The sequence below is a fragment of the Algicola sagamiensis DSM 14643 genome (assembly GCF_000374485.1).
Taxonomy (GTDB): domain Bacteria; phylum Pseudomonadota; class Gammaproteobacteria; order Enterobacterales; family Alteromonadaceae; genus Algicola; species Algicola sagamiensis.
The window spans coordinates 263,205-283,313 of the sequence record NZ_KB894493.1 but is presented as its reverse complement, the minus strand read 5'-3'; the positions used below and the strand labels follow the sequence as shown (position 1 = coordinate 283,313).

General features: G+C 43.3%; 12 protein-coding genes. All 12 read left to right on the top strand.

From position 1 onward, the window contains the following. Window positions 1–21 precede the first annotated feature (21 nt). The 12 genes from C505_RS0107080 to C505_RS0107025 all read left to right on the top strand — a co-directional run bounded on the left by C505_RS0107080 (window position 22) and on the right by C505_RS0107025 (window position 20,051). Window positions 22–1,536, top strand: a complete 1,515-nt coding sequence (locus tag C505_RS0107080) for a phage tail sheath family protein (protein ID WP_018691897.1) — start codon at window positions 22–24, stop codon at window positions 1,534–1,536. A 54-nt stretch (window positions 1,537–1,590) separates the two neighbouring features. Further along, the gene (locus C505_RS0107075; protein ID WP_018691896.1) at window positions 1,591–2,037 is read left to right on the top strand and encodes a phage tail protein; all 447 of its coding nucleotides are present in this window, start codon (window positions 1,591–1,593) and stop codon (window positions 2,035–2,037) included. 116 nt (window positions 2,038–2,153) lie between these two features. Beyond that, the gene (locus C505_RS0107070; protein WP_083938291.1) at window positions 2,154–2,621 is read left to right on the top strand and encodes a phage tail protein; all 468 of its coding nucleotides are present in this window, start codon (window positions 2,154–2,156) and stop codon (window positions 2,619–2,621) included. An 11-nt stretch (window positions 2,622–2,632) separates the two neighbouring features. Further along, window positions 2,633–2,863 carry a hypothetical protein gene (locus tag C505_RS0107065; RefSeq protein ID WP_018691894.1) on the top strand — a complete coding sequence of 77 codons (231 nt, stop codon included), beginning with the start codon at window positions 2,633–2,635 and terminating at the stop codon, window positions 2,861–2,863. Window positions 2,864–2,865: 2 nt separating this feature from the next. Next, window positions 2,866–3,606, top strand: a complete 741-nt coding sequence (locus C505_RS0107060) for a CIS tube protein (protein WP_018691893.1) — start codon at window positions 2,866–2,868, stop codon at window positions 3,604–3,606. Window positions 3,607–3,612: 6 nt separating this feature from the next. Beyond that, window positions 3,613–5,241 carry a phage baseplate assembly protein V gene (locus C505_RS0107055; protein WP_018691892.1) on the top strand — a complete coding sequence of 543 codons (1,629 nt, stop codon included), beginning with the start codon at window positions 3,613–3,615 and terminating at the stop codon, window positions 5,239–5,241. Continuing rightward, window positions 5,241–5,645 carry a GPW/gp25 family protein gene (locus tag C505_RS0107050; RefSeq protein ID WP_018691891.1) on the top strand — a complete coding sequence of 135 codons (405 nt, stop codon included), beginning with the start codon at window positions 5,241–5,243 and terminating at the stop codon, window positions 5,643–5,645. The genes C505_RS0107055 and C505_RS0107050 overlap by 1 nt, the downstream gene beginning before the upstream one ends. Then, window positions 5,642–6,073 (top strand): hypothetical protein, encoded by a 432-nt coding sequence (locus C505_RS0107045; RefSeq protein ID WP_018691890.1) that lies wholly within the window; start codon window positions 5,642–5,644, stop codon window positions 6,071–6,073. Before C505_RS0107050 ends, C505_RS0107045 begins: the two co-directional genes overlap by 4 nt. Before the next feature lie 28 nt (window positions 6,074–6,101). Continuing rightward, the gene (locus C505_RS0107040) at window positions 6,102–9,431 is read left to right on the top strand and encodes a baseplate J/gp47 family protein (protein WP_157368869.1); all 3,330 of its coding nucleotides are present in this window, start codon (window positions 6,102–6,104) and stop codon (window positions 9,429–9,431) included. A gap of 60 nt (window positions 9,432–9,491) precedes the next feature. Next, on the top strand, window positions 9,492–12,143 hold the full coding sequence (locus C505_RS0107035; protein WP_018691888.1) for a hypothetical protein: 2,652 nt from the start codon (window positions 9,492–9,494) through the stop codon (window positions 12,141–12,143). A gap of 13 nt (window positions 12,144–12,156) precedes the next feature. Then, window positions 12,157–16,872 carry a hypothetical protein gene (locus C505_RS0107030; protein ID WP_018691887.1) on the top strand — a complete coding sequence of 1,572 codons (4,716 nt, stop codon included), beginning with the start codon at window positions 12,157–12,159 and terminating at the stop codon, window positions 16,870–16,872. A gap of 89 nt (window positions 16,873–16,961) precedes the next feature. After that, window positions 16,962–20,051, top strand: a complete 3,090-nt coding sequence (locus tag C505_RS0107025) for a contractile injection system tape measure protein (protein ID WP_018691886.1) — start codon at window positions 16,962–16,964, stop codon at window positions 20,049–20,051. Window positions 20,052–20,109 lie beyond the last annotated feature (58 nt).

Sequence of the window (20,109 nt, the reverse complement as noted above, 5' to 3'; positions counted from 1 at the left end):
TCATTATTTATAGGAAAACATATGGCTCAGAAAAAGACACCCGGTGTGTATGTCGAAGAGAAGTCTCTTCTACCGCCATCGGTCACTGAGGTTGCGACTGCCATTCCGGCATTTGTTGGGTACACCAACATTACGAAAGATTCAGAAGATCAGGACATCACCAATAAACCTGTTCGTATCACAAGTATGGCTGAATTTAATGCAATATTTGGGAGTCGTGCAGCAGAAACATTTATCGTGAAAGCACCTGTTGACGGGAATTATTCAGTCTTACGTAAAATAGAACAGATTGATGCGACAGATGATAGTACAGCTAATGCAACAGACGTTGATCCGCAAGATGGTGCGAGACTGAAGCCGCAATATCTCCTGGCATTTGCAGTTGAACACTATTTTGCGAATGGTGGTGGTGCTTGTTATATCATTTCAACAGGCGCAACGACTGCAACACCATCGAAAGATGATTTTATTGATGCATTGGCGGTGATTAAGAAAGTTGATGAAGTGACGCTGATTCATTTTGTGGATGCCCACGGCATCGAAAGCAATGGAAAAACGGATCTTGTTGCTTACTACGACTTACAATCTCAGGCAATTTCGCAATGTAGCATGCTGAAAGATCGTTTTACGCTGATTGATGTTGTCGAACAGGCGGATGGCGCGTTAGCTTCAGAGAAAATCAGCAAAGATGTTGAAGCAATGCGTAATTCGGTAATAGGGGATTTAAAATATGCGGGGAGTTATTACCCCAATGTTCTCAGTACATACGCAAGGCACTATGAGTTAGATACAGTTACTGTTTATGTCGAAAACCCGGAAAAACAGGGGATTTATGAAGCCATTGAGTTGTACAAGCTAGGTGGATTGGATGCGAATGGTGACGCAAACCCATCTGAGCCTAAAACGAATACAGATATTTTCAACAAAGTTCTTCAAGTCCTTGGTAAAAACTATGTTATTTTGCCGCCTTGCGCAGGCATTGCAGGGGTAATGGCAAAAGTGGATGCTTCTCGTGGTGTTTGGAAAGCGCCGGCGAATGTTGCAATGACTTCTGTTCAAATGCCAATGAAGAATATCAAGAACTCAGACCAAGAAAGCCTCAACGTCGATACGAATGGTGGTAAATCTGTCAATGCGATCCGTTATTTCACGGGTAAAGGAAATCTGGTTTGGGGTGCGCGTACACTCGCGGGCAACGATAATGAGTGGCGTTATGTGTCCGTTCGCCGTTTCTTCAATATGGTCGAAGAGTCGATTCAAAAGTCCACTCAGTTCGCAGTTTTTGAGCCGAATACACCATTCACATGGCTGAAAATCAGAACCATGATTGAAAGCTACCTGGAAGGCTTATGGCGTCAAGGTGCACTGTTTGGTGAATCTGCGTCACAGGCATTTTTCGTCAATGTTGGACTGGGTCAGACGATGACCGAAGATGATATCAATAATGGGTATCTCAAAATTGAAGTGGGTCTGGCAGCCGTTCGTCCTGCTGAGTTTATCATTCTTACATTCTCACATAAGAGTATCGAAGGTTAAGCCTTCTTTATCTTTCATTTCTTCTTTATTTAATCAACTGATGGAGCAATCCGAATGGCAACAACTGCTGATGAAATTGCAAATGAATACCCGATCCCCGTCTACCGCTTTGTGGTGAACTTCGGCGAAGAAAGTATTCCATTTTCTGAAGTCTCAGGTTTAGACATTGGCGTCGAAACAATCACTTATAAAGATGGGTTGGGTAAGAAACATATGCCAGGTCAACCCACAGATGTGAATATCACGCTCAAACGTGGTCTGGTTCGCAAGAAAAGCCAATTCTATGATTGGATCTCGTCGATTAGCCTCAATTTGGTCAACAAAAAAGACATTACGATCTCATTGACCAATGAGACAGGAGATGAGCCGCTTGTGACTTGGAAAGTGATCAACGCATTTCCGAAAAAGCTGACTGCACCAAGCATCAATGGCGGCTCGAACGAAGCAAGTGTTGAGTCTCTTGAGATGATGGCGGACGATATCAAAATCGAATTCCACTAATTTGATCTCTACTGAATCAAATTCAGCTGAGTTGAATTTTAAGATTATCTCCGTGGCTGTCCTCCGGTGTTTTGCTGTCGCCGGAGTGTTTATGACCAAACAACAGATGAGGCGGAATGATGCTGATCGATCCTGGCCTGCCTTTACCAAATTACCGATTTATTGTCTCAATTACCTCTGCTGGTATTCCCAATCTGATTGATATGCAATTTCAAGAAGTGAGTGGGCTCAAAATGACACGGTCCATTACAGAAAATGGCAGCATGACGAGTTTATCAAACCAGCAAACCAAACAAACACTGACGCTCAAACGCGGTGTATTTACTGCCCCCAGCCCGCTGATGCTTGGCAATGTTGCTGAGTCCTTGTTCTGGGATACCCGACTGCTCCGTAAAGATATCTTGGTCAGTATATTGGATGAATCTGATACGCCCGTGAATGCTTGGCTCGTGACGAACGCTTATCTGGAGTCTTGGACCTGGGATAGCCTGAATGCAGATAGCGGCAAGCTTCTGATGGAATCCATGGAATTTAAATACAGTGGGCTCAAATATATACCGATCAAACTCACGAAGACTGGATAAAGGAGGGAAGCGTGAATATCTGCTGCGATGAAGTCAAAGTGAAAGCCAAAATTGAAAAGAAGGAACTTAAAGGGGAGCCTGTAGAAGATATGGAAACGATGCAAGGTGATATGGTCGCGCTCTCCAAGGAAATGCAAAAGCAATCGGAAGACTGGCAGACGATCATCAATGAAAAAATAGAAGCAATGAAAGATTACATTGATGACGCAATTGAGCGCAATGAACTGAAAAAGAGGCCCTAAGTATGTCTATTGTGAACGACCCAACCCGATTGTTTTTACCCATGATGAAAGTCACAGGTTATAGCAAGATTGAACGGGGAGTTGGCGATGCGATTGGCAGCGTTACACTGCCTTATGACCCCAAAAATATGGAATCTGAGTTCGTAAATTGTATCTGTGACCACAACACGATTGGTGGTGAGAGTGGGGAAAGTAGCTTTAAAAAGTCAAATTCATCTGAGATTGAAGTGACCTTTTTATTGGACGATACAACCTTTTCCAATATCGTTGCATTTGGGCTTCCTAATAATTTGATCCCGGATAGTGTTGATAAAAGCATTAAATCATTGCTGAAAATATGTCACTCCGTCGATGGAAAAATTCATGAGCCACCTTATTTGACACTCAAACCGCTCAGCATGCCACTTGTGAATACTGCGGCAGGTGGTTTTAGTGGACGCCTGATGAGTTTGAAAATCCAAAATGAAATCGTGGATGTGCTTGGGAACCGGATCAAGGCGCAGGTGAAGTGCCGATTTAAAGAATGCTTGTCTGACAAACAGATTAAAAGTATTACAGGGAAGTCATCCCCAGATTTAACTCATGTATTTCAAGTAAAAACAGGTGATCGTTTAACTTCAATCGCAAATAACATTTACGGAGATGCAGAATTTGTATCCAGTGTTGCGGAGTTTAATGAATTGGATACTATCCGCAAAATGAATGTTGGTGCTTTCATGAAATATCCCCCAATGGAGAGGTGATCCCCGATGAGTGTCATGAATGAAGTGAAAGTCCTTGTGGGAGGCAAAGATCTAACACCAGAAATTAGCATTATTTCCGTTAAAACCGATTATCAGGTGAATGGGATCCCGGCTTTACATATAAAAATCAAAGATGGCGATTTTACCAAACAAACGTTTGAACTGGCAGATGGGGGAAAGTTTGAGCCGGGTAAAACGATTGAGGTCAAAGCCGGGTTTGTCACAAAAGTCGAAACAATTTTTGAAGGGATCATCACTGGTCAACGAATGGGCTGGGAGCAACGAACCTTTCTGGAAGTCATTGCCCATGGTGATGCGATCAAAATGACAGAAGGACCAAGGACTTACCTTGTCAATGCAAAGACCAAAGATAACGACTTAATCAAAAAACTGATCGATACAAGCAAAGCGAAGTCCGGGAATATCGCGAAAAGTGATATCGAGCATTACCAATTTTTTAGCTATCAGCAAACGCTGTGGCGAACCATGATGGCACGAGTACTGACCAATGGTTTTGTATTTGTACCAACTTTTAAAGACAATCAGGTCGTTGATCTCAAAGGGTATAAACCCAAAGCACACGAGATCAAAGTCGGCCTCGATAATATCAAATCCTATGATCTCAATCTGGATACATGCTCGCATATTAAAACAATTGAGTCGAAAGGTTGGGATATTTCGAAACAGGATTATCATCCAAAGGCAAAAGGTGCACCAGATGGATTTAAGTCTTTTTCAAAAGCAGACAAAGTCTTATCAATCCCTGATGTTTTGTTACAGCCAGCAATCCCTGTACCACAAAAAGAGCTCGCAGCGCGGGCAAAAGCCCAGGCAAATTATCGACGATTGGATCAGTATCAGGGGCAAGTTGTGTGTGTTCCCTCTAAAGATAACCCCTTTACCGATATCAAACTCATGGAAGCATTGAAGCTTCAGGGAATTGGGAAAACTTATGCAGGCGAATATCTGATCACCGGGATCCGACATACGTACAATAAAGATCAATGGCTCATCACTTTTATACTTGGCTTACCCTTGCGGAAAACACTGCTATCTGGCTGGGATGATGTGCCACCAATCCCAACGATGGTCGGAAAAGTTGCAGACTATAAAGATGACCCTGAAAAATTACAGCGAATTCCTGTGATGCTCAAGACCTTCTCCGAGGATAAACATGTCTGGGCACGATTATTGACGACATCCACCGGAAAGCCCGGGAAAAAAGAGGGCTTTTTCTTCCCACCCAAAAAAGATGAAGAAGTACTCGTCGGGTTTATTGGCCAGGATAGCCGCCAGCCTGTCATTTTAGGCAGTATGCATAATCCGAAAACTGAGCCGCCATATCAATTCGACAAGAATAATTTCAAGCAAGGAATTTATTTTAAAGAAAAAAATATGTCCGTGGAGTTTGATCAAGAAAAATCCACGATGCACGTGGTGAGCGGTAAGAAAACCACAGCGGATATCAATGATGAGAAAGGGTTCGTATTCACTCAAGATAAAACGACATTGACACTGCATCAGGATGTGACCTTGAAGAGCGGTGGAAAGGTGATCCAGGAAAGCAAAGCGGACTATCAAGTGAAAGCCAGCGGTAAAGCCAAAATCAAAGCAAGCAAAACGGAGATTGAATAATGAGCCAAACAGAATTTATCGGCCAGGGGTGGCAGTTTCCACCCACTTTTAAAAGTGCGAAAACAGGGCCGCAGATGGCCACAGGAGAATCGTTGCTTCAGCAGTCAATCTATCTGCTATTACATACTTTGGTTGGTGAAAGGCCATTGCAACCAACATTTGGTTGTGGCTTGAACAACTTTCTTTTTCAATCTGGCGATCCATCAATCCTGGCGGATTTAAAGGAAGAAATTGCCAATACAGTGTTATTGGGTGAGCCGAGGATCACTTTGTTGGAGATTATGTTTGATAGCAGCGAATTGAATGAAGGGATCCTCAATATTGAGCTGGAATACGAAATCAAGGAAACAAACAGCAGAAGCAATATGGTCTTTCCTTTCTATCTCAATGAGAAATCAATATGAGTGCCAACCTTCCCATTGTGGATAATGACATGGTGACTTTTCTCCCTGTTTTTGGCAAAGCGATTGCGGTCGTACCACCCGGACAAATTAAAGCGTCTGGCACCATGACAATCATGGGGAAGAAGGTATGTATCGAAGGGGATGAGAAAAGTGTCAAGGTAAGCAACTGTATGTATATGGCACCGCCGTTTGTTGTTCCTGGCATGGGTGAGGTAACGATTAAGTTAAAGCCGAATAATTTGACAAAAAAAGGGCTGCACAAAAAGAAGCTCATCTTGAAAGGGAGTATGTTCGACGCAACCTTTAAGGTTACATCCCCTGCAAAGCAACCACCGCCACCCGCAGGGAGTGGCGCACCAGATCCATCACCGCAATATAAAGGCCAAGCGCAGTTCGTGCCTTCTCAATTTATCTGTACATCTAAGTAGAGGTGGACGATCCGTCCAGAATATGGTCATGAAGCAAGACGATTCTAATCCAATGGGAAGTCAGAGCTCGCTCGGGCATACCCAACAGACACGGGGCAGTGACACGCTGTTACCGAGTTATTTTTCAGTCGAAGAACGCTCCCTAACGGGTTGGTTCGACTATCTCAGAGAATATTCCGATCACATTCGCTTTTATGATGGGCAAACAGGTCAATCGCAAGGAAGTTGGCAAAGTGGGATCCCAAGCCAAGAGGAAGTCAAGGAACTTGAAAAACTCCTTCACGGAGAAGTTGTAGATGAATCCATCATAAGACTGGCTTCCAGAGCGGATATTGCATCAATGTTGGCATTCTTCGAAATGATGAAGAGTCCATGGGGACAATTTGATGAATATACGGATCGACATCTATCGCATTATTATCGCGATGTCCTGGGATTTACAGAGCAACCCCCAAGGCCGGATAAGGCCCATCTAGTCTTAACATTGGAAGATGATGTGCCCTCGATGACGCTTAAAGAAGGAACCCAGTTTTTTGGTGGCGAAGATGCATCAGGGAAGGAGCTGATCTATGAGACGAAAAGCAACGCTGTGTTAAATCATACGTTAATCGAAAGGGTCTTATCCATGTCCTTAGTGGATGTGAAGATCCAAAGCGATGAAACAGGGCTTGAAACAAGTTACGCGAGGTATCTACTGTCTCGCTGCTTTGACTCTGATGCTGAATTGAGTTTCCCAGAAGAAGGGTGTTTGACCTTTGGAGAATCCGAAATTGATGACTCTGGACGTGGTGTCTATCCGGAGATTGGATTTTTAATCACCTCAACGGCGCTCAACTTGGTTGGCGGAGAACGTGAAATAAAATTACGCTGGGTACTGACGAATAGTGCAGCTTTTCAGTCTGAACAAATGGCTCAGTGGTTTCATGTCTATATCTCTACGGCTGAAGGTTTCCAACTCATCGACTCGAGCTTAATCAGCAAAGCAACAGATGGTGATTTATTGATAAAGCTTGATGCACTGTTTCCATCAATAATGCAATATATTGATGAAAATACGCCGCATTTACCGACGATGCCCTCACTGATCTTCAGACTAAAAGCGCAGTATTATGAAGAAGTTTTTCGTGGTTCGGACACGTCAGAAAGCCCATCGGAGCAGACATTTCAGCCAAGCGATTTGGTGCGGCCAATGTTCTCTTCAGTTCTGATGAATATCAGTGCAAAAAAAGTTCCAGGTTTGTTGATTGAAAATGACCTTGGGCCGCTTGATGCCAGTAAACCTTTTGAGCCTTTTGGGCCAACCCCAAAACTGACCTCCAAGTTCCATTTCACACATCCTGAGCTGTTAGTCAAAGACGTTTCCAAAGTGTATTTAAACTTTGAGTGGACAGGTCGGCCACTCAGCTTCGACAATTTTTATAAACCTTATAGCTTTTATCGTTATTTTTCACTCAGCCAGGAAGGGTATATCCATACTGATGGTCTATGTAAACCAACAGTTACTGAGCCAAATGACATCACCTGTAGTGAACTCATTCCAGATAAAGAAAAAGGTGAAACGATAAAATTACCGGACAATTTTGAAAAGTTGTTTGAGCATTATTGCAATTGTTTAGCTTGGCCTGAAAATCAAGTTGATATTCATACATCTGATCATAAAGAAGGATTGAAGGAAAAGCAGTCCATCTTTACTCAATATGCGACTTTATCTGGTAGCCATCATCCAGATGACAGTTATGCAGATAATATCGACCAATATGGTTTGTCGCTTCTCAATGATCAACAAACGATGTTGATGTATTGTCGCTATGATCAACTTTCATTCGAAGCGGATGGTGCAACCGAGTGGCCGAAGTACTTTTCACTAACACTTACAAATAATGATTTTGGTCATGCAGATTACCCACTCGTTCAACAATATATCAGTTTTGTTACTGCGAATATGGCGGAGCCAGAACTGATCCAGGTTCCGGAACCTTACACGCCGACGTTGGCAACGGTCAGTATCGACTACGAATCAACAGTCGAAGTGAAAGCCAATATGACAGAACAAGATCATCATGCAATTCAACAAATCCATCCGCTTGGCCGTAGAGATGTAAAAGAAACGAGTGAAGACAGTATTGCCTTGCTCCCTCGGTTTTTAGACAACGGGTGCTTATATATAGGAATTGCAGGGTTAGAAACCCCAAGCCATATTCGTTTGTACTTTGAGATGGATCCGGTTGATGGGAGTAATACCAGTGATGAAGTGGTGATCGATTGGCAATATTTGTACAGTGGGAATTGGAACTTCTTTGGCAAAGGCCAAAGTGATGGCACCAAAGCACGGATCACGGAAGACTCAACGCTCAATCTTCTCGACTCAGGGATCGTTGATTTTGAAATTCCCAAAATTGATTATCAGGAACACTTTATCCGTGATGGACGCTTCTGGATCAAGATTTCTTTGACGGATGAATCCTTGAATACAGCAGTTGCATTGTATTCAAGGATCCGCCATATCGAAGCGCAAGGTGTGATGGTTGAGTTAGTGGATGTGGATCACGATGCATCTCATTTTGAACAACCACTCGCTGCTCAAAGTATTGCAACCATGGTGCCACCAGATCCGCGTATTCAAGAAATCAAACAAAGTTATCCGTCATTTAGCGGTCGGATCCAAGAGCAGTCCAGAGATTTGAATATTCGCTCAAGTGAACGGTTACGTCATAAAAATCGAGCGTTAACAGCCTGGGATTATGAACACCTGGTTTTGGCTGAGTTTCCAGAAGTGTATTTGACACGATGTTTCCGTGAATCAGATGTGCTGCCACAAGGTCAAGTCAGTGATAATGTTTGTTTGGTCGTCGTTCCTGTCAATCATAATCCGGATGTGATCCAACCAAAGGTACCTCTGTATCTGAAGCGCAGAATACAAAGTTATATCAATCGGGTTTCCCCACCCAGTGTTCCTGTCAAAATTGTGGATCCAGTATATGAAGAGGTTCAATTCGAAATCACCATGAGTATTTCTTCTGATTACGATATTGATAGTGTGCTGGGTCAGCTGACGGGGGCAATTAATGCCTTCTTGACGCCTTGGAGCCAAAGGAATCTGCAACAGATGGGACAGGCTCCCCAGAAAGTCTACTTTTCTGAAATTGCGCAGCTATTAGAAAAACACCCAGCAGCAGAGATGATATATGACATCAAGCGCTTGGGTGATAACGAAGATCGGGCATATATCGAACCGGATAGACCGAGCAAGATCCTTGTCCCTTCTGCACATCACAATATTACGCTTTTGACAGGGTCAAAAGATATCTACGAAGGGATTGGAAAGTGGCGTATCGAGGTTGATTTCAAAGTCTCCTAATCTTTTCTCATCTTCAAAAAGCACAGCGTTCTCATTTCTTCATTCTTAAGCAGGATCACGATGACTACAGAAAATTCGAATATGCTTGCCCCGGCACCAGCGTATGGGGACGGCCGAAATATGGAATATCTTAAGGATCAGGCGATATCCATTCTTCAAAAAGTGACTGGGGATTCTTGGACAGATCATAATCTGCCAGACCCGGGGATCACCTTTATTGAAGTGCTGGCGTTTGTCATTGCAGATTTAGGTTACCGTTTATCGTTTCCAATGACCGATTTGCTGGCACCAAACCCAGAAAATGAAGACGATAAAGCGAGAACGCCTTTCTTTATGTCTTCGGCGCTGTTACCGAGCAACCCAGTCACAACGGCAGATCACCGACGGATGCTCATGGATGTACCCGGTGTTCGTAATGTATTTTTAAATTGGAAAAAACAACAGGTGAAACCTTCGGAAGAGGCAGAACTTGTTCAGGTATTGACAGGCTGTTGTCATGTGCAGGTGGATTTAGAGCCAGGTGCCGATAAGGCCAGTGTTTATCAAAATATCCGCAATCGTTTTCTAGATAGCCGTAACGTTAATGAAGACCTCTTGACGATCCATGCCTTTCATAAACAAACAATTGGTGTGAATTTACATTTGTCTTTTTCTGAAATCGAGAATATTCCAGAGACAATCTCGGAGCTTTATTTTCAGATTTATCAGGAAGTTTGTCCACCTGTTCCACGATACACTTATGATGAATTAGAAGCACAATCCATCCATCGTGACCAGATCTTCGAAGGGCCAATGCTGGAAAATGGTTTGATCAAAGAAGATGATGTGGATGCCATTTTGGTGCCTGACTATATCTATGCATCAGATGTGCTGGCTAGAATCGAGTCGATCAAAGGACTAGAAAAAGTTTTATCTTTCAAATTCCGAAAATATGCGGTGGATGATGATACGACAGGTTCGGACGAAGATTTTCGTTGGCGGGTGCTAATTAATCCATCGGATGAAGAAAATCAGGAGGTTCCTGATCCGGTTCGAGATGAGGATGCGCTTCATAAAAAAGTTGCACAATTGGATTATATTTTTGGGCTACTTACGCCTGATAGTATTTCTCACTTCAAGCATGGTTTTTTAAAACCAGGCCGATTGGATATCGAGATTGGTGGGCAAACCCATATTCTGACCGAAGAAGAAATCGACAGTATTTGTTCACGTCTTAAGGAAAAAGTAGAAGCTTCCATTAATACCAGCTCTGAACTGCCTGGACATATTACTGAGTATATTTCGGGACGATATCGGCACTTATCGCAGTATTTATCAATTCAACATGAATTCCCAACCTTATATAAATTGGCAGAACGCCGTCTGGATGGCGTAATCGAAGGGAATGAACTTGCTCAGATCATCCAATTTAAAGGCTTTTTATCCTTGTTCGATCAAGTGTTGGCTGATGAGTTTGCGCAGCTTGAGCAACTCAAAGTCATGCTGGCATTACCAGAAAAGCAAGACTTCCATCGACTCGGTATGATTTATGAAAAAATGCTATCCGGTATCGGCTTGCTAGAGAAAGACGTGGATCTGTTTTGGCTTGGGATCAATCAATTACCTTTGACAAAACGAAGCCAACCCATTCTAGATATCAGCGGGACGAAAAACCTTTTGGGGCAGTATTTTGGACAATATGAAGCAGAAGGTTTCCAATCCATAGCTGAACCCTTATTTAGCACAAATCAACTCGATCGTTTAAAGCGATCTTGCAACCACTTGGTGAGTCGGTTCGCAGAGCAGTCGGTCGACGCCAACATTCTGAAATATTTTACGTTATTTCAAAAGTATATTGGCACGCTAAAAAATAGCCGCTTTGAGATTCAACAGGAAAATGATGACATCTTGTTGGAAAAAATCGTTTGCTTGAAGCAAGTGATTGATCAGGTCATGACCTTGTGGGACTACCCCAAGATCAGCCAGTTTCGATCGGGGGGGTTTAATTATCTTCGACCCAATCCACAAGTCAACCAACTCTGTCATCTTTCACTGCGTATTCAACGTCAACTTGGTATTTTTACACCAGGGAGAATGCCTTTATCAACGAATAACTACGAGGGCTTTTATCTCCTTGAAAGCGAGCTAATTCGCCATCGAAAATTACAAGATGAAGAGCCAGATGCTCCACCATCGTTTGATCCTGTAGAGATCCCGACAGCCATATTACCGAATCACATTTATTTTGTTGTACCGAACTGGATTGCAAGAAGAAAGCAGTCTCATTTTTCTGAATATATGCAAGAAACAATGTTACAGCAAAGCCCGGTTCATCAAAGCGTGAGGGTACTGTCATTGGAAAGAGAGCAGATGAATTCATTTGAACTGCTTTTTTATGCCTGGCTTAACGCAATGACACATCGACCATTGTTCAATGTGCCAGCGAGTGATCGGGAAAGATTCCAACTAGAACGCATAGAAGAACTTTCTGAATTACTCCGCCAGTTTTGCAAGGATCCTAGCACTATCGATTCAGTGCCAGAAAAGCTTGCTGCTATCCGGGCTAGGAATGCAATTGGTCATGCCACAATCAATCAAAATTTTCATGTTGCTTTTGAGCAGATTGAAAGCCTCAAAGCAACGTATCCGATTTCTCAGGCAACAATCCAGCCTCAATGTCCGGATACACCGATAGCCAAGCCATTTACCGTAAAAGTTCAAAATCCACTCTAGAGAAGGCAATGTAATGAGCAATATTCATGATGATCAAACAAGATCCAAGTTAAAAGAAAAGTTTGAGGATAACAAAACCCCCACTGGTGAAGATTTTGCCAATTTGATAGAAGGCGCACTGAACTTAAAGGATGATGGTGTTGCGATTGAAGAAAGTAAAATCACAATGGAGAAATCACTTGAGGTCAATGAGGGGGATTTGATTGTAAGTGGTAGCCAAAGCCTTGGTGGGGAGTTAACGGTTGACAGTCACTTGATGGCTTCAAAGTGTTTTGAAGTCAGGACGGAAGGAAAAGCAACGCTTGATGGAAAAATGCATATCAAAATGCCAGCAGGCCCCCAAGCATTTGATGGCGATCCATTATTATTTCATGTGGAAGGTGATACACAAATCGACGGTGATGCACAAATAAAAGGCAATACACAATTCGATGGTGATACACAAATTGATGGCAATGCGACGATTGGGGGGAGGTTGAATGTAGGAGATGTATCTTCACTGAAGCACGCCCTACAACTGGATATAGATGGTGGTGATCACGAGACACCTTTTTTAATCAAAGAAGGCGAAGCACAACTTGTGACAATGACGGATGCCGGCAAAGTTGGCATAGGTGATATCACGCCTGAAGCATTACTACATCTCAGCCAAGACGGCGGAATTGATGAGCCATTACTTCGCGTTGATGAAAAAGGGAATGATGATAGGCCTTCTTTATTTGTTGCCGGAGATGGTCTAGTAGGGATTGGGAAGTTACACCCCGAAGCACATCTAGATGTTTCAAGTACACATGGGGATCTCACAGATAAAGATATCTTTCGCGCCTCGAATGGTGGGGCGACACAATTGGCGGTCGCGAAAGGTGGACAGGATGAAATTCAGCTGAAATCTGATCATATTCATATTGCCGGCGACACTCAAGTGGATGACAACCTGACCGTTGAGGGCTACCTTCAGTCGCTGACTGGGGCGGATGTCATTCAAACGGGAGCCGATGTCAATCAGACCGCGACCACAATCCGCTCGAATAATACGAATGCATCCCTAAAAGTACAGCATCAAGTTGATTCGGAAACCACCAACACACTGCTCATGGCAAACCAAAATAAGGTTGGTGTTCACACAGATACGCCAGAGGCTGCTTTCCATGTTGCAAGCGAAGCGCAAATGGATGGGGATGTGCATACGAAATCAGCGCTGCGAGTTGATGGTGATTCACAACTGACTAGCCTGACAGCAAGCCAAAATGTTTCGATGCAACAAACCTTGTCAGTGCAAGGAGCAACCGATCTTCAGAGCACTTTAAATGTGACGGATACGACGACATTGTCAGGTACTTTGAATGTTGCCCAGTCAGCCCATCTTCAGTCTGGGTTAATTGCTGATGGTGGCACCGATTTAAATGCGGGTTTGGATGTTCAAGGTTTGACGACAATGACGCAAACGGATGGTCCGTCAGATGATGGTGTGTTGACAGTCACCGCTTCTGAGGCTGCGAACCGGGCATTGAGAGTTCAACATGATCTTGGTGATGGGGGATTTGAAACGATCCTTACAACAAAAGATGGTCGTGTTGGCGTACGCACTGATATGCCAGCAGTTGATTTACATGTCAATGGGCAGTTACAAGTCGACGCGCATGCAGCAATGAAAAGCACAATGCAGGTCGATGGAAAGGTAACACTTGCGGATCAGCTAGAGGTGATGGGAACGTCACAACTAAGTCAAACACTCCATGTGACTGGTGCAACTCACTTATCCGATACTTTACAAGTGGATAACGCAACAACACTTGCAGATACATTCAATGTGCAAGGTGAATCTAACTTTGGCCAGGATGTAGGTGTTCAAGGGCATGTGATGATCACACAGGAAGACGAAGGTGTTGCTTTGACAGCTGTTTATCGTCCAGCCCCAGAAGGTGATCCAGAAACATTCTTCACTGCAAAATCAGGTCAGGTCGGGATCTGCACGGATTCCCCTGAAGCAGCTCTGCATGTTGCAGATGATCTCCAAGTGGACGGAGAAACAACCCTCAAAGAAAAACTCTATGTTGAGAAGACTTCTGACTTTGCTGGTACCAGTATGATGTCTGATGTACAAGTCAGAAAGACGCTGGATGTCGTTGAGAGTACGAGATTGCAAGCGACATTAGATGTGCAAGGAGCAGCTCAGTTTCATTCACCGGTCCAGTTTGATGCGGGCATCTCAATCGAAAACGGTGCGCGACTTAATTCACCAGAACACCAAGAATATGTGGACATGCATATTCGTCAGTCTCATCCGCACTTTTGGGGACTCCGTGTTGACCAAAGTAATGAAGGGATGGCCAGTTTTGTCGTTCAGCATAATAAAGTGGGCGTGAATACAGATTCGCCGCAGTTTCATTTAGATGTGAATGGTGAAACTCAATTGATGGAGACGTTGTGGACGAGAGCCGATGTCTACCATAATGCGCCAGTGTATGCGCAAGATAATATCTATTGCGAGCAATCGATAGGGTTTTCGATGAATAACCCAACCGCGCGTATTCATATCCGTGAAGGTGCCAGTGAAATCGCTTTACGCATTGATAGTGGTGTGGAAGAAATGTTACGCCATGTGGTTATTCGTCAAGGAAAAGTCGGTATCGGCAGACTTATCCCAACCAAGGATTTGGATGTGGGTGGTGATGTGGAAATTTCTGATGAACTCGATGTATTTGGCCGTGTTCACTTCCATGCAACGTTAGATGTTGACCGTGATGTTCAGTTAAAAGAAGATCTAACGGTTCGAGATACAACGAAGTTATATGGCCAAACGACCGTTGGTCATGTGGATGAGCTGGGTAGTGAACTTTATCCAAAAGCAGAGCTATTCATTGCCAACACACGTATGAGCGAAGCTTTCCGTATTCAATCCAAAAATGACCCAGGCTTGGTATTCAAAAATGGTTATTTAGGCTTAGGCATTGATGACCCAACGGTCACTTTGGATGTTGATGGTGCGACCCACTTGCATGGTAGTGTTCGCATGGATGAAGGAGCAGAAATCAACGGTTACTTCAAAGTCCACGGTGATAGCGCTAAAGCAGAGTTCTTTTGTGATGCGGAAGTGTGGGAGGATATGATCCTGCATGGAGATCTGACGGCCAAAGATGATGTTGAAATTCATGAAGATCTGATGGTTCAGGGCGATACAGAGCTGCTTGCTGATCTGCGTGTGGATAAGAATACGAAACTACTTGGCAACTTGACGGTTGGCTATGAAGACAGTCACATTGAGTTGAACGCACCGACGAAAGTGACTGAAGATCTGGAAATTAAAGGGAAAACAGCGATTCAGAAGAGCCTGCGTGTCGCGGAAGACTTCAGTACAGGAATGGGTCCTGGTGATGCACACTGTCATTTGAGAAATCGTAAAGATCAAGATGCGTTTGTTGTGGATCAACAAACCCCCACGGATACGTCTCGCTTATTCACATTAAATAAAACAGGCCAACTTGGCTTAGGAACGGTAACACCGCAATCTACGTTAGATATTGTTGGGGATGGGTCTTTGAGTGGTGACCTTACTGTTCAAGGGCAATTAATGGTGGGTCAGTCTTTATCCGTTGATCACCATTTAGATGTGGAATCTCTTGCTATAGCGGAGCATTTTACGCTGAATGATGGGCCAACTATCTACAATATTTCAACAGCAGATAACCTTGGTGGTGATAGTGCTCAAGATGGCATTTTACCGACTCAGGCTGCTGTAAAGTCTTACGTTGATCAGATGGTACTGCCATTTGGACGTGGTGGAAAAACACATATCATCACAAATCAGGATGAGTTTGATACAGTATTTCATGGGATTGAAGATAAAGTGATCACAGAAGACACAACCATTATCCTGCTTCCCTTTAAAACTTTTGACTTCGAGGTTGGGGCTTATCAGCTAAGAAATTCGGTTCGCTTAAAATCTGGTGTATCCATTATCGGATTTAATGAAAAATCGACCATCATTGAAAAAGCAGGTAAAAATCATCGCTTTAAATTGATGGGGCAATCCGATGCACCAGTCCGTCAAGTTCACCTTTCTGGTTTCACATTTAATGGGAATGGTCATCGCGATGGTTTTCAGGCAACACATGACGGTGGTGCGTTTTATCTTGAGCACGCCCAACATTGTCAGCTGAATTGCTTGATTGATAATCATCAGACCTGGGGTAGTGGTGGTGCAATTTATGCTGCACTGCAAACCGGTGATTTTCCTTATACAGCGAGTCACATTGAGGCCAAACATATTCATCGTTGTTATTCGCTTGATCAAGGTTCTGGTTCGAATACACAACTCAATGAAGGTGGTGCAGCCTTTGGCTTATATCGCTCGGTTATCCACGCCTATAACTGCTCAGCTGAATTAGGAGGAGGTTTATCTCGCTGCAAAGAATGTGTCGCAGAAACAACTAGCTGTATGGCAAGCCGTGGTGGTGGTGGTGCTTATCGTTGTCCTCAATTACAACTCAAAGCAGTGGACTGTAAAGTGTCACTGACCAATTCCAATGGTCGAGGTGGTGCAGCCTATTATTGCAGTGACCTGATTTGTGAAGGTTTGTGGATGGGTAATAATGCTGCTGATGGTCCACACATTTATGCATCGAACAGCTTGACTGGTGATTTGGAAGAACGTCATTACTGGAAAGGTGACTTCGTAGGGCGACGTATCGACAATACGGCAAGTGTATGGCGCTCACATAACGAATAATCCGATTCCTTTTTCATAATTTATACGAATCAAAGTCAAAATATCAATATCTAACAAACTTCAACTCTTTCAAATCTAAAGTGTGTTCTATGAACTTCCATATCCGTCAATTGTGTTTTGATTTATGCCTGTCCTATGTTCAGGATGAGCCTGAGCTGGTGGACAGACAATTTCAGCAGTTTGTGATGAATGAACTGGCGTCTTTGGATTTGGAAAAGGTTGAGGAATTTTGTCGAACCCAGGAAATGGAACTTCCTGCTGACATGGTTATTCCATCTTTGGAAGTCGAATTACCAGATGTTCATCTCGAAGAGGCTGGTATGTCTTTACTCATCCTGATCCGTCAATACATTATTCCAGCATTAAAGCAGGCATTGCAGCAAGCGATCCTTCAAAAACTCTTTGAAGTGTTCTCGCGTCGTAGAAATCAGTCCAGTCAACCTGACAGCAGTCAAGCAAATCATCTTGCTGTTCCAGAGCAAAATATGAAACATAAGGTGGATACAAAGCCGAATGTTTTACCAGATGCTTCACGCCAAAATCTATTCGAGTTGCTTAAATCTCAGCTGTTATATGGTCGCTCAGCCAATCCAGATCACCCATTTGGGGAGGTTAATTATCAGCAGTTTTCCTACTTACTCGATCAATCATTGCAGCAAAATGGACTACCTTTGCCAATGTTAAGACAGTGGTTAGGGTTGCCACATGTACAACGCCGAATTTGGTCCTGGATACACCAAAGTGAATCATTTTACTTATTACCAACATTGCTCAAGCGGATTTTTCCCCATTCAGTCGTGAATCAGTGGATGTTGTATCTTGGAAATTCAGCAATGGGACAGTCACTGAAAGGGAAGATCTGGCGTGCAGGACTGACATTCTTATTGCGAACATATTTCTGCACATCCACATTCGAGCGCTGGGGGTTATTTTTGCGAAGTTTTACTTTGGAAGCCGGAGCTGATGTGACCCAGCAAGAACTCATGGAGGCAATGCGAGCGCTTCGTGCTTGTTTAACTGAGTTAGATATGGCGCAGCAACAATGTGTGCGAACGCAAGAAGCACTCCAGTCCTGGTTTACGATTGTCACAATGCAACATGTGTCGCAAAAAGACCTGTTGAGTCTTCGCCGGATCATCATTCCAAACAGTTCTGATGTTTTGTTGCATGGGATTGAAGTATCGAAGAAGTACCTTAAGCCGCATTTTAATTTCGAATTGATCAGACATGCACTCGCACAGGTTTCTGCACCATTAACTGTTCTTAGTCAGTTGAACTGTATGCCTGAAACCTTTATCAAGCACCTTCAAGCTTTTTATATCCTTGCGATAAAAACGGCTGTTTTTCCAGCTGATCTAAAACAATTGATCGAATCAAAGTGCCAATCATGGTTAGCAAGCGCATTGAGACCACATGCAGAAGCACAAAAGATACTCTTAAAAATACGAGCGTGTTTGTACTCGATTGAGTCTTCGCCGCAAGACAACATTCATATCGAAGAACTTTCCAGCCATATCACTGAGCTGAAAGAAAATCGAGCCGCTGGCTTCGAAACGAAGCAATTTTTAACACAATTGTATAGTGCCATTGCACAGCAACAATGGGAAAAAATTGGGTCACTTCAACAAGTCATTGATACGTATATCGCACAGCTGACAGCCATTCAAGAGGAAGAGGCGCGCAAAGCACAAAGAAGCACGCCATTCGTTTCTATTGAGTTCAAAGATATCTATGTTGCCTGTGATGAGCAATCACCAAATGCAATGTCGAAGGCAGCTGCGCAAGCATTGATTCATTTTTATCAGTTACTCTGTAGACCGACTTTAACTCATACGCAGCTTCAAACTTGGAAACAAAAAAGGTACACATGGTCTCAAGATGTCATACTTCCTTCTTTGCCAGTTATGATGATGGATGCACCATCTGGAGTTGTTATTCAAGAAAATATTGAACAACAAGAACAAGTATTCAAACAGCGGCAGGAGCAAGCGGTTTGTGAGGCAATATGGGTAACATTTGTTGAAGCCACGCAGCACTTGTTACAACATGTGATAAAAGAAAGTCACCCAGTATTGATGAATAAAATGATGCCATCAATTCAGTCACTCAACCAGGATCGAGTCATTGAAGTAAATCGGCTTTCTGTTTATCTCAAAGAGATATTGATGGCTTGCCTATTTTGGCAAAAACAAGAAAGCAGAGCAGAGTCAGGGAGTGCAGTTCGGTTGCTCCACTTCTCTCGGTATATCGAGAAATTGGAGTCGATGATCCAGCAATTGTTTGAACTGGGACAAAATGATCCAATTACATACCAAATGACGCAGCAGTGGTGGTGGCCAATCTTCCATGCTGTCCGTTCTCAAGACAAACAAGTTCAGCAAGAAGCAAATATGATTGAAGCGATACATGCTTGGGCATTTTCACCTGTACTGCCAACAAAAAGTGAAGTATTAGAGACTTGCCAAACATGGGTATCAGAATGTCATGAACAATCGATACAGCAAAGTTTAAAACGAATGAGTGATGTGCGTCTTCAAACGAAAAAGCAATGGTCTCAGCTTGATTTACAGTCAATCCGAGACAAAATAAACGCACGACTTGCTCAGGTACGTCAATGGGAATCAGAGCAATACACAGGCTTACCCACAAAAGATGCCGGGCTTGTGATCCTCTGGCCATTTCTACAATTGTTCTTTCAGCGAAATAATTTGTTAAATATCGAATCAGATACAACAGCAGACACCGATAAGATCGGCCATTTTATGGATGAGCAAACACAAGAAAAAGCATTCGCATATCTCGTTGAAATGTCTGGTTTGGTATTTGAAGAACAAGAAGTGATGGGCACGGCGAATTTAATGTTGGGCTTGCCACCAGAAACCAGCCATGAAGCACTCATAGAATTGTCTAACGAAGAAAAAGAAAGCGTAACCGCATTCCTGCAATCCGTGATCGGCCACTGGCAAGCATTAAAAAATATGCCAGTTGGTTCGTTTCAACAGATGTTTATACAAAGACATGGTTTGTGTATTCAAACCCAGCACGGCTTTGCAATTGAAGTCGAGCGGCAGTCGATGGATATTCTTCTAACCAAACTCCCCTGGGGCCTTGGAACAATCACAATGCCATGGCTGGATCATCAACTCCTAGAAATCCACTGGCCGTACGGTTTTGACTGAAAAAACCTCACTCTTTGTTACTCGCCGTTCATTTGAAATAAATACGCGATAACCCAAA